Here is a 12769-nt window from a genome sequence, read left to right as displayed (position 1 = left end):
TTTCAGACTAGTTGGACACCGCAATCGGTGCATATGCATTGATGGAGTTGATGGAGACCGAAGGCGAATCAAACGAGAAACGAATGGCATCGCAAACCACCGGTTCTTTTAAGACAATACCGGTTTCAATATTCAGACGATCGCCTTTGCAAACCTCTTTCCAATCCCCGTTTTGCCGCACTTCCACGGTGTAGCCCATATCGGATCGAACCAAACTCCCGTATTTTCCCTGACGAATTTCCAGAGATTGGACGGACTGGGCATCTTTAAAAGCAATCTTCACCCAAGGGGTCTTATCACTTTTATCGGGGCCCCAGGCGGACTTGACAAAAATGCCTTCACTGAATTCCGTGGCATCGGAGGCCACGATCACCGAAGCCGGCTCTTTCTTGTTGCTGGAGGACGTCACGGCGGCGCCCACCGTCAACGATTCTCGAACGGTGTCAATGGGCGGCACTTCCGCGATGGACTGGTTCAACCGCAGGGCAATGACCGTATCGAGTTCGTCGCGGCTTGATGTTGGAACAACCACCATCAGCTGCCCATTTTTCTGAGCGGCTTTGACGGGTTTTCCGTTCAAACGTTGCACCTCCACTATTTTTGCCGGCAAGGCAGGGAGTTGAAGGACATTCCCAACGATTTTGCCCAGCACATGGAGATAGACGGTCTTGCCATCTTTACTCCGTGTTGCACAGCCCCACGGCCCCGGCTTATAGGGCCCGCCGCGGGTTGCATAGATGCTTTCTCCATTCTCCTTCAACCAAGCTCCGATCTCGCGATAGCGCTGGGCATGCTCCGGAATGATTTCGCCGGTGGGGCGTGGTCCGGTATTCAGCAGCAGGTTTCCACCATTGCCGGCGCAGCGCACCAATAGAGCGACGCTATCCTGCAACGACATCGGATGGGACTCTCCCCCATACCCCCACTTGCCGCCGATCACCGTGCAGGTTTCCCACGGGCGGTTGGTCTGGAAGCGGCCGGTTTGGCGTTCCGGTCCGTCAAAGTCGCCCATACGATATGACCGGGGCGCAAAGCGGTGATTGGTCACGATATGGGGTTGCAGTTCGCGCACCATGTTCAACAGGCGCGGACTGTCCCACGTATCCGGATGCTTTCCGAGCCCGTCAAACCACAGAATATCAATCTTGCCATAGTGGGTTAACAGCTCGCGAATCTGCGGAAATAAAAACTCGTCATTAAAGCGTTGCGAGGGCAGCTCTTCCCGATAGCGCGGCTCATACCAATCCGGCTGGGAAAAATACCAGCCGACCTTCAGGCCCCGCGCATGCAAGGCTGCGGAAAGCTCCTTGCAGACATCGCGTTTGAAGGGGCTCGACATAATGTCAAAATCCGTCACGGCCGAATCGAACATGGAAAATCCGGCATGATGCTTGGCGGTGAATACCACATACTTTGCCCCTGAAGCGGCAAAGAGATCGGCCCATTCATCCGCATTGAATTGGGTCGGATTAAACGTATAGGCCAGCTTGTTGTATTCCTCTTCCGGCACGCCCTTTTGTTCGCCATCGCGAGAGTGGTGCGGTTTCGCCCCGCCCCGCCCCCAGCTCATGGAGGCCTTCACCTGGCTGCTATGATCCCAGTGGACAAAAATGCCGAAGCGATCATCCTGCCATTCCTCCAGCGCCTCCGGGTTTGCACGCAGCGAAGGAACTAAAGAGGGATCAACCTTTTTCAGATAATCCAAATGTGCTGCCGGCGCCGTATACACGACTTCCGTTCCTGCATCATGCAGTTCTGCATTATGACTCTTTTTTTCGGCCGCGTTTACGGTACCTACCATTGCAACAAACAACAGACTACGAACACTCACGATATATTTTTTCATTCCCCATCCCATCCAAATTAAAGCCTACACTTATTGACGTCACCGCTTCGCCAAAACTAGACAGCACCGCTACTCAGACCAAACTCCGGCACGATAAAAACGAACGGCTTCCATCGAATTTGTATCCGTGATCATTGAATCAACATCAACCGCCAAAACATTTTCCGCGCCGGGCAAAAGAAGCCACTCGTTCAGATTGGTTGAATATTCCACAAAGTAGGTTCTGCCCGGCACACTCATCCACAGCAACTGATTCGATGCGACGCCGGTATAGAGCCCCGAGATCGCAAATACGGATTCAGGATCGTTCGGAAGGGTTCCGGCAAACAGCTCATTGCCGTTCGACATGCCGTCTGCATCAGCATCCCCGTTTGCATCCGCTGGATCGTCCGGCTTGAAGCCGTAGAAGGTTTCAGCGATATCGGGCATACCGTCTTCGTCGGAGTCTGCGCGTGTCCCGATCAATTCGACGATCAACGCGGTGAACCCTTGAGAACCGCTGTCGCCAGTAACCGTCAGCGTGGCGTCTTGCGGAAGCCGTTCGGTTGCGTCAAACGTATAGGAGCTCGTCCCAATCAGCGAGTTGCTCTGGCCATCGCCCCAGCTGAGGGTAAAGTCTCGCGCGCCGGCAAATTGGATGTGCTTCAAGGCCACCTCTTGATTGAAGCGGAACACGATTCGCTCATCCACATCGACCTTCCGGCTATCCGCTCCGCCATCGACCCCAAGGTTGGCAAGATTCCCGCCAAAAGTGGATTCCTCGGTCAAGTTGGTGTAGGCCGTTGCATAAATAATCAGGTTTGCTCCGGTCGGGTCAAACGTCATAAATCCATCGTCCGACATGATCGATTGGCTGTCATCTCCGCTGGTTGCCGTCCGGGCATTGGTCCAGATCCCGCTGCTGAAGCTCATCCCTCCCGTAACGTCCGGGTTGTATAGATCTAATATCGGAGCATCTCTGTTGCAGGCGAACTGAATCATTTCGCCGCCCGGAATCCAGTAGTCGTCATCCATCGGGTTCATGGGATTGCTTCCGGCGGCTACCTCGGCGCCGTCATTTATGCCAGCCCCGTCGCTGTCGGCCAGCAAAGGATTGGTTCCGAGAGCGGCTTCCTCGGCATCGGTGAGTTGATCGCCGTCGTCGTCGGGATCCAAATCATCATCGATGGAGTCGTTGTCGGTGTCGCGAACGTTGCGCGTCAGCGTGACATCCTGGTAGGTTTCTGCTTCGACTCCGGTCAAGCCGAGGAAGTCGCCGTGGGACGCGCTGCTCAGCAGGGCTCCGTAATGGGCTCCCGGCGATCCGTCGGTTTCATGATAAACCTGAATCGTTGCCGATGTGACGCGCTGGAATTGAGAGGCGGAAAGATCAACGACCAGATTGCTGACCACGGTGGCGGTTGCAAGCGTCGGCGAGAGCGTGGCGCTGGCCACCTCCGTATTGGCGCCGCCATTGACGCTGCACCAAACCCGGGTGGTGTGGGTTGCGGCATGGTCGGCCCGGGCGAGCCAGTTATAGGATAACTCATCCAAACTCACGGTGGTTCCGGGGTCGGCGGCTACCGTAAACGCAAGGATCGGTTCGCCAGAGGGCGACAGTCCGCCGGTGGTGGCCAGCAGCGATCCGTCGGCGGAGGTGGCGGCATCAAATGCCGAGGCATGAGGCACGGCATCGGACGCCATCGAGTTGTTCTCCGAATCAATGGATACCATGCTTCCGCTTGGGAAATTATACCGTGCGATATCCGGCGGCGGTATGCGCGGCATTCTGGGCCATTCTACCACGGAGAAGGAATAGGTCAGGTTTTTCGCCCGCGACACATGCCAGCAGGAAACTTCCTGAGGGTTTGCCAGCGAGAATAGAACCTGACCCTCCGAGAAGGTATTATTGCTTCCGGCGGATTGGGCGGTATGCGCGCATTCTCCCATGATTGACGCGTTTTCCGTGGCAGAAACAGGCTGGATGGGTTGGGTCCAAACATCCGGCGAGGGCGCTGCTGTATTTGCGGTGCGCGTTTGATTCGATAGCTGCTGCACATTCATCGCAATCTCAGGATCCGATTCAAGATTTTCAACCACCCAGACGACGGCGTGGTTATTGGCTGAAACGGGCATGGAGAAGGAGAGCTCATCGGCATCGCTGATCCAGACGTTTCCGGTGTCGTGATCGGCTCCCGAGTTGGTGGCTCGCTGCTGGACATGCAGGAATGCTTTGGATACCTCCCGCAGCGGCGGGGTGATGGCGGCCGTCGTGGTGCTTGAGCTGGCAAAGTCCTGCTCGATCCGCCGGACGGGGGCCCAGTTGGAGCCAGTGAATTCGACGACCGCGTAGCTCACGATGCCCATTCCGTTTATGGCTGAGCCATCCATGCGGCTGAAGATGGGCTGGTTCGATGCGTTGAGCTCGGCGGTATGCAACGCATGGTAGAGATATGCACTATCGGATCCGCTGGCCTGGCCGCTAATAAAGACCACGGTTTTGTTTGGATCCAGGATGCTGTTGACCGCGCTGGCGGTATTGGTGGTTATCATGGCCTGGTCGCGGACGACCATGGCATTCCGACCATTGGCGGGGCCAATGTATTCGAGAATCTCCCAGTTGACGACCTGATCGTACATGAAGTCCCGGCTCGGGCCTTTCCGGGTTCCTTTATACACGCCTTCGCGGGAGATGGTGATGGAGTCGGCCAGGTTGCTGGGATTCTCGATAAAGGCCAATTGATGGCCGGGTTTGATGGAGACGACGCCTTCGGTGTTAGCACCGCCGCACAACCGGTTTCCAACCAGCCGGATAAAGGCATTCGCCGCGGTGGAGGAACGCTCCAGATGATAGTCAACGCCTGCGGTTAGCGTGGTGCTTTCCCAGCCGCGCTTGAGGGTGGCCGTTCCGCGGTGCGTACGGAAATGGCCGACATACACCTCCAGCGTGACGGTGGCCGTCTCGCTGAGGGAGGTTCCGTCTGTGGCGATGTAGGTGAAGGTATCCTCTCCTGCATAATCCTCATCGGGCGTATAGATGAACGAGGTCGAATCGATTTGGGTCAGCGTGCCGTGTTGAGGCGGTGTAAAGCTCGTGATCGAAATGGGGTCGCCGTTGATGTCGATGTCGTTGTCGAGCACCCACAGGGTGGTTTCCTCTTCGGGCGTTACATGGAGGCGGTCGTCGCGAGCCAACGGTGCGGCCGGCAGCGCGACCGTCTTGGGCTCAAAGATGAAGTCTCTAGAGAGCCAGGAGGTTTCGACATCGGTCAGGGAGCGGTTCCAGATGAGCGAGTCGTCCAGATAGCCCTTGAAATAGGCGCCGCTCCGCACAACAGAGGCGCCCGCTGACGGATCCCAGAACCGGCTGGAATCATCGGATCCGCAGAAGGTGGTTTTTCCGGAGGCACTGTCGATAAGGCCGATCCCGAGATCGGTGGCTTCAACCCGGGTGAGCCAGGCATTGTCTTTAAACAGATAGCCGCGCAGGGATTCCGTAGCGCCATCCGATACGAGAGTCACCGCATACCACTGGTTGCTTTCCAACGCGGGGACGCCGTCGGTGGCATGAAGATCGATGTGTGTTTCCAGAAGCGTACTGTTGCTCGTCGCCCAGATCCCGATCCAGAGCTTGTTCTGGTTGAGGTAGATCGATCGGCCGGCGGACGTATCGCCATCCTTGTACAGCACCTGATAGGGCTCGGCCTCGCCACCGAACTCGGTGGCCGCAAACCACAGGCTGACGGAGCGGTTGGATACGCTGCCAAGGTGGGTGGCCGGCGCATGGATGAATCCGCTTCCCTCAGAGCAGTCGAGTACCCGGTCGGCATAGCCGGAGAGGCTTCCAACCAGCGTGCCGTCGGGGAGCGGGGTGGCCAGATAATCGGTTGAACCCATAGAGGCCGTATTGGCAAGAGTCGAGCCGGAGATCGATTCGTTAAATGTAAACCGAACCGCAAATTCGCGGTCGCCGACATAAGGCACGAGATCGATTCCTTCTCCAACGAGGCCGTCCTCGTCATCGTCGGTGGTGTCTCTGTACCAGGTTCCCGCCAGAATCTCATCAATATTATTTTCGCCCCGATCAAAATTTTGAAGCCCTTCCACATTGAGGTCGTTGGCATCTCGGCCACTATAAGGTCCGATTTTTCCCGTATCCCAAAAGTTGATCAGCAGGTCGTGATCAAGGTCCTGTTCTGCATCGCTCGGGTCGTCAATGTGAAAACTCCATTCGGTGGTGGCAGGGTCGGATGTCGCGGGCACGGCGGCTAAGAGCTCCCATGCATTCCCAAGGCCATCCCCATCCATATCGGCATTGATCGAACGATCGGTAAAGTTGGTTAAAGAGCCTTTGACCAAGGTGGGGAATCCGTCGCGCGGATCGTTGGGATTGAGCCCCGGCACCCAGCCGCATTCGAAGGTATCCATGATGTTGTCCCAGTCGGAGTCGCAGTCGTAGGGATCGGTGCCATACACGTTGATTTCATCATAGGTCGAAACCAGATCCCCGTCGGGGTCGTTCGGGCGGATGATGTCGCCGCGTCCACCAGCGATGACCATTTGCCATGCTTTCGCATCGGTGTATTCGCCATCTTCGATATACGCTCCCATGGTGAGGAAGGTTCGGTTGACCTTGTATCTGGCCCGATCATCGAGATATTGGCGCTGATATTGGTAGGCCCGCAGGGCGCTGGGTTTGTATCCGCTCAGATAGCGGGAGTCTTCAATCTTGGAGGCATCCACCAAAACGGGTTTGTCGAGAATGTTCATCTGATTCAGAACCAGGTCGGCATTCTCTTCCCACCAGAGTTTGTCCGCCTCGCTGTCCAAGTGTTTCGTGTTGAGCCAGTTTCCGGGGGAATGCCCGGCATAGAAATAATAGTCTCCTGATCCGGTGGTGATGCCGTCATCCGGATTGAGGTCGGCATACGGAGCGGTCAAGTTCGGGAGGTCATTTAAATTATGAGTGTGATAAATCATGATCCGGTTGGCATTGCCCGGATAGAACCTGGTCTCTTCGGTCAGATCCCGATAATACTCGTCGAGTTCGAGGTCATAACCATGCTCCAGGCAGGGTTCGATCGCCATGCGGTGTGAAAAAAACTGGATCTCGCCGATCGCCGTGCGCCACTTGTCAAAATCCTCCGGTGAACTGAGCGCCGGATGGCAGTAAAGCCCGTGACGCATCACCTTTGCAACGGCTACCTTGAGCTCTGCCGCGGTGTAGATGTCTTTGCCCCAGTGAATCCGAAAGTGACCGAATCCCCCTTTTTTTGTGGCGACAATATCATCTTCCGGCATATCTTTGGGCTCCTCGATAAACCCTTCTTTCATGGCGGCGACATAATCCGCCGGCAGGATCGGATCATCGGGGGCGGCGGTCAGGATGCCCGCGGCCAATCCATACACGGCGTTCGTGGAACTCGCATTGGTGTCGGTCACCGAGACCTGAACCCACTGCGTGGCGGGCTCCATGTAAAAATAGAGGTCTTCATAAAATTTCTGGCTCGCGACGGCCGTCCATTCCCCTTCCGTTGGTTCGGCGGATTGTACGAGACATTTGTAGGCATAGGCCTCCACAGGCACCGAGGAGGTTGTGCTGATGTGGATGTGATCGGATGCAATCAAGGTTTGCCCGCTGACATCCGTTCCCGCCCGGTTAATCACGGTAATCACCGGGGCCGCATGCGAAGAGGAAATAAACATACCCGCCATCACGAGGCCCATCCCTAGAAGCTTCCTGTTTTTCATTCCGTCTCCATTTTCCATCACAACTGCTCCTGCCATCCTTCGCATTTTTTTACTATTCAGGTAGAACACCCACGCGATAAAAGCGGACATCGATGGTTTCGTTGCTGTCGATGACCCCGGTTTCGATCCCGCTCGCCAGCAGACTCTCAGCGTCCGGCAAAGGTGACCACGTCAATAGATCGTCCGAATATTCAACGGCATAGGTTCTGCCGGATATGCTCGACCACTGGAGCAACGACTCCAGGCTGCCTGCATCGAGCGACGAAATCATGAAGAGCGAATCTGGATTGACCGGATGGGTTCCGGCGAATATTTCATCCCCGTTGCTCATGCCATCTTCATCCTCATCCCCGTCGGCGTCGGACGGATCGAGCGGGTCAAACCCATACAGATTTTCGAGGGCATCGCTCATGCCGTCGTTGTCGTCGTCGAGGTCGGCGCTGTCGCCGATTCCGTCGTGGTCGGCATCGCGTGTTTCCGAACCGTTTCCGGGGAAGGCATCGGAGATGTCGAGCACGCCGTCGGCATCCGTGTCGAAGGCGTAGAGCCGGTCGCCGAGCATGCTCACGTCGATGTCGTAGAGCACTCGGTTAAACACATTCACATCATCGATCCAGCCGTTGAAACCTATGCCCGAAACCAGTTCGGCGCCACCAAGGCCGCTGCGGGTCAACGGAAGGGTTCCGGTCGTTCCCAGCGTGGCGGAGGAACGGGCGTTCAAACTTCCAAAGGTTGGAACAATGGGTGAACCCGGAACCCGGACGCCGTCGAAATAACCGGTCAGCCACGGGATCAGCGCCCCCCCTTCCCCGCCGTCAAAGGACAGCGCTGCCATGTGCCATTGTCCGGGGACGACCGTGCCGAGCGGCAGGTGGTGCACCACGCTATCGACCCAACAGCCGGCCCACACTTCATTTTTATAAAGATAGACTGCCAGGCCATTCGTGGCGTCGCCCTCCGAATAGATCACCTGATAGTCGTGCGGCAGGTTGACCGCATTGAAGCGCAGATAGACGCCATGCCCATCGGTGACCGTGAGGTCGGTTGAGGGAATGGCTGCGGAATCGCCGGAGCCCAGTTGGAGCATGCCGTTCGTGACTATCGCACCGCCGAGCAGCGTGCCGGCATTGTCCGCGCCGTAGCGGGCGGTGTCCGCGGCGGCGGCATTGAATTCATAGCGGATCACGTTGGCCGCATCCGAAATGAACGGACGGGTATCGCCGCTGATGATGCCGTCCAGGTCGGGATCCTCGTCGTCGAGCGGGTTGGTTCCCGCCGCCCATTCGGCGGCATCCAGGGTGCCGTCGCCATCGCTGTCATCCTCCTCGTTCGATTCGGCATTGCGGGAATTGTCGGCCTCGGTGCGGGCCCACGCTTCATAAACCGAAAGAAGCGTATCGCCGTCCAGGTCGGTTCGCGCATCATTCGGGTTGAACGGATCCAGGCCGGGATAGTGAACTTCCCAGGCATTGAGGATGCCGTCGCCGTCGGCATCGCCGCCATATTTCTGATTCCACGGATCGATGCCGTCACGCGGGTCGAGCGGGTCAAAGCCGAACTGAACTTCCACGTGGTCATACATGCCGTCATAGTCCGTATCGGCCCAGTCGGAATCGGTGCCCAACGCGGCCTCTTCGTCGTTGCTCAGCGTATCGCCGTCGCGGTCATTGGCATCCACAAACGAATCGCCGTTGAGGATTTCGAGGGTGATTTTGCTGTAGTAGCTTTCCGGCCGGAAATTGCCCAGATCGTCATACTGCCAGTCCACCGACATATTGCTGTCTGGAAAATCAGCGCAGATCGAAGGGATCGGCACCGGTGTGGAAGAGAGCTTGTCGTAGAACTCCTTGACGTGCTGGATGCGTTGCGCCCGCATGTAGAAGCCCTGCGTGTGGTTGTAGACATCCATAAAAACCGCCTTGCCGGGATTGGCGTTGCAATAATCGATCCCGGGCTGAAGGAAGCTCAGGTTGCGATCCTGCTGACTGCGGTACCACGCATCGTTAGCCCCGCCGAATCCCTTGTGGAAGGAATACATATAATAACCTCCATATGGAGTTTCGAGGGCCGGCAGATAAAGGTCGAACTTCGGGAAGGCCTCCGGCTCGTTGCGGCTCTTGCCTTGGTAGTCGAGGATGCGTGTCGGCGTGATGGAACGGATAATAGGCGTGATGTGGTTATGCATCGCCTCCAGCGTGGGATACTGCGCGCCGTTGCGCAACTCGATGAAATAGGCAAAGGAGACCCGGTGGGGAAAGTATTTGTAGACCTCCGCCACGGATGTCCAGGCATTGGAAAAGAGGTTCTGCATCTCCGGGGTGTAGGAGGTGTGCTCCATCAGATGCGAGTAGGTGTCCATCGGCTTGCCGTCGGTGCCCGGTGCGGGGTCGGTGAGCGGCGGGACATCGCCCTGCGCAGCAATGGTAATGTAGATGCCGTGGCGCAGCTCGATTTTGATGCGCCGCACCTCGTCTTCGATGCGGGCAGTATCCCCGGTTCGGAAAGCCTCCATGTCCATGTGGATGCGCGACGCGGTAAAGCCGTATTTCTTTTTCAGGACAATGTTGCCCTCGGCCTTGATGTCAAAGGATTCATCCACATTGCGGTTGCGGTATCCCCCGCCCTGCGCGCCTGCAATCCACTCCTGCGGCGAAATCGGATCGTCCGGCGGCGCGGTCAGAACGCCGCCCTGCAAGCCGACCACCTCATCGAGCGTGCTGCCCGCCGCGTCCGCCACGAAAATGCGCACCCACTGGTTGGTCGGCTCCCGGTAGAACCACATGTCCTTGTGGAAGGGCGCCGAATCCAGCGCGTCCCATTCAGCCGGTGTGGGTTCGCTCGTTTGCTGCGCAACTTTATAGCTGTAGGACACCACGTTGGTCGGGGATGCTGTTTCGAGGTGGATGTGGTCGGAGTCCACCAGCAATGTGCCCGTCACATTGGTTCCCGCACGATCCGTCACCGTCAGTGTTAGATTCGTTACAGTCGGAGGATTCGTGGTTGAGGTCAGGGTCTCAAATGCAAGGTGCAGCAACCGAAATGCCGGCGGCGCATTGAAGGTCAACGTTTCGCCTATCGCCAATTCCGAATCCTGGAAATCGTACACGTTTCCGCTGATGGCCTCGGAGTGCGTTCCCCATGTGACATTGGTCGGAAGGTCGCCGGCAAAGCCGGCCCCTTTCAGCCTGACGGCTTCATTGAACGAAAAGGAGACGGTTGAGCCCGGACGCATCTGCAACGAGGCGTTGTAGGTTACGGGATCGTTTTCGGCATCCGCGAGCGTTGCCACCAGTCCGGCGCCGTTCGTAAGCGAGAGGGAGGAGAAATCCATACTGGAGGGAATGCCGGAAAAATTTCCCAGTGTGCCCGAAGCTCCGAAAGCTCCGTTTCCGATATTGGTATAGGCACCGTCAAACTGAACAACATAATCCGTTCCCGGCACCACCGGAGCAACGCCGGGCTTTCCGCCGAGTTGAATGAATTCCGCCTGCACAGTGGAAAAAGTCAGTCCCGCTACCAGCAGGCCCATCCATAAAAGTTTAATCTTTTTCATTCTGGCCCCTCTTTCCATCACAATTGCTGCGGCCTACTCCGGCACAACACCCACCCGGTAAAAGCGAACATCGACGGTTTCGTTGCAGTCAACGATCCCGCTCGCGAGAACGCTTTCCGCGCCCGGCAAGGGTTGCCATATCGCCAAGTCATCCGAATATTCAACGGTATCGGTGAGAACCGTTGCCATCAACGGTCGTCGCCTTCACCTGCCCATCAAACGCAACCGAAACGCTTTCGCCAACACCCCCGGTTCCCCAAACCGTGGCGCAACAGGCAAGCACACCAAGGATGTGAAAGATTGTTTTTTTTCATTCCTGTTCCATTATCCCAGAGTCCTGATAAAAAAATGCTTGGGTCTCGGCATACACTTCCAGCCTCGGCCCAAACATTCTTCAACTTCTGATGGTTTGCCCTACGCCTTAAACATTCGGCGAATGAACAGCATGCCCGCGCCCATCGCAACGACCAGACCCAGCGTGGCCGGCTCCGGAATGACGGTCCAGACATCGGTGGTGTCGTTTAGACTATCGTATTTGGAGAGCAAGAATCCTTCTGTGGTACTGAGCGCTTGATCATAGTCCACGCCGAAAGCAAGCGTGGCGATATCCACAAGTCCACCACTCCCGTCAAACGTTCCATCCAGTACCCCGCTGGCGACATCGGAGGTACGGTCGCCTTCCCAAACCAACAGGCCGTCGGCCAGGAAGTTCATGTTGGTACCGACAAGAGTGGCCGCCGCGTTCCAATTCAACGTTCCGTTCGCTCCAATCGAGATCGACCCCGCATCAATGGTGCCGCCGTTGAGGTTTGCGACACCTGTAGCCCCAGCTAAACCACCCACGTTGAATTGATCGACCGTAAGCAGGCCGCTCGCATCCACCGTCAGGGTTCCAGTACCGCCTTGGGCTGTTCCCCCAACACGTACCCTATTAGCAGTCACGGATCCGCCAGAGAGAAGCGCGGTGCCGGTTCCATACATGCCGACGGTAAAATCGCCGACAATATCTGCTGCACCCCCGCTGATTTCAAAGTGTCCCGAGTTGGCCGGATCCTGGTAGGAAGCGATCATCAAATCTTTGCCGACACTCAGGGATCCACCGGTCACATAAACTTCCCCCCGCGAACCCGCATTTCTGCCCAGATCCAAATCCACGGTGTTAACGAAAGATCCTGCGCTCAGATTAACAATCCCTAATCCAGAATAACCAACCGCACCATTGCCAGAAACATTGGTCAACGATCCGCCTGTAACATTAACCGTCGAAAGACTCCCCGCAACATCCGCAATCCGGAATTGCTCAAACGAAGCTCCACCACCAGCAAGCACATTGAGCGTATCGCCACCGGTCTTATTTCCCATCTGAAAATTGCCGGCAAATGCGCCTATATTGGAATCGATGGTCACAGCCGCACCATTACCATTAACGATTTTTGCATCAGCAGGCACCGGCAACCCGGTGGACCAGTTAGCCGCGTTTGTCCAGTTTCCAACGACTGTGGCAGACCAAATGTTCGCCGCCATCGACGTGCCGGCCAGGCCGAGCACCGCAATGCTCATTGCCAGTCCTATTGTTTTACTTTTCTTCATGTATTTTTCCTTTTTCTGTTTGTGTTTCCGTACATCCCGAAGCCCGTGGA

The 12769-nt window shown here is 56.6% G+C and carries 5 protein-coding genes; all 5 read right to left on the bottom strand.

From position 1 onward, the window contains the following. Positions 1 to 7 precede the first annotated feature (7 nt). On the bottom strand, positions 8 to 1846 hold the full coding sequence (locus tag SCARR_RS00425) for an alpha-L-fucosidase (protein ID WP_168432861.1): 1839 nt from the start codon (positions 1844 to 1846) through the stop codon (positions 8 to 10). Between the two features lie 69 nt (positions 1847 to 1915). Further along, a complete protein-coding gene (locus SCARR_RS00420; protein WP_168432860.1) occupies positions 1916 to 7576 on the bottom strand; it encodes an Ig-like domain-containing protein in 5661 nt (1886 codons plus the stop codon). 52 nt (positions 7577 to 7628) lie between these two features. Then, on the bottom strand, positions 7629 to 11129 hold the full coding sequence (locus SCARR_RS00415; protein ID WP_136059573.1) for a LamG-like jellyroll fold domain-containing protein: 3501 nt from the start codon (positions 11127 to 11129) through the stop codon (positions 7629 to 7631). A gap of 33 nt (positions 11130 to 11162) precedes the next feature. Beyond that, positions 11163 to 11318, bottom strand: coding sequence for a hypothetical protein (locus SCARR_RS27975; protein ID WP_168432859.1), 156 nt, complete (start codon positions 11316 to 11318; stop codon positions 11163 to 11165). A 225-nt stretch (positions 11319 to 11543) separates the two neighbouring features. Beyond that, positions 11544 to 12719, bottom strand: coding sequence for a PEP-CTERM sorting domain-containing protein (locus tag SCARR_RS00410; RefSeq protein WP_168432858.1), 1176 nt, complete (start codon positions 12717 to 12719; stop codon positions 11544 to 11546). Positions 12720 to 12769 lie beyond the last annotated feature (50 nt).

Origin of the sequence: Pontiella sulfatireligans, from assembly GCF_900890705.1 — a bacterium.
Taxonomy (GTDB): domain Bacteria; phylum Verrucomicrobiota; class Kiritimatiellia; order Kiritimatiellales; family Pontiellaceae; genus Pontiella; species Pontiella sulfatireligans.
Note: the sequence above shows the minus strand (reverse complement) of the source record. Positions and strands in the feature narration are given on the sequence as shown.

Bases quoted from the DNA above. Each gene is read 5' to 3' on its own strand.
- SCARR_RS00415 (WP_136059573.1), bottom strand. From the start codon at position 11,129: ATGAAAAAGATTAAACTTTTATGGATGGGCCTGCTGGTAGCGGGACTG.
- SCARR_RS27975 (WP_168432859.1), bottom strand. From the start codon at position 11,318: ATGGCAACGGTTCTCACCGATACCGTTGAATATTCGGATGACTTGGCG.
- SCARR_RS00425 (WP_168432861.1), bottom strand. From the start codon at position 1,846: ATGAAAAAATATATCGTGAGTGTTCGTAGTCTGTTGTTTGTTGCAATG.
- SCARR_RS00420 (WP_168432860.1), bottom strand. From the start codon at position 7,576: ATGAAAAACAGGAAGCTTCTAGGGATGGGCCTCGTGATGGCGGGTATG.
- SCARR_RS00410 (WP_168432858.1), bottom strand. From the start codon at position 12,719: ATGAAGAAAAGTAAAACAATAGGACTGGCAATGAGCATTGCGGTGCTC.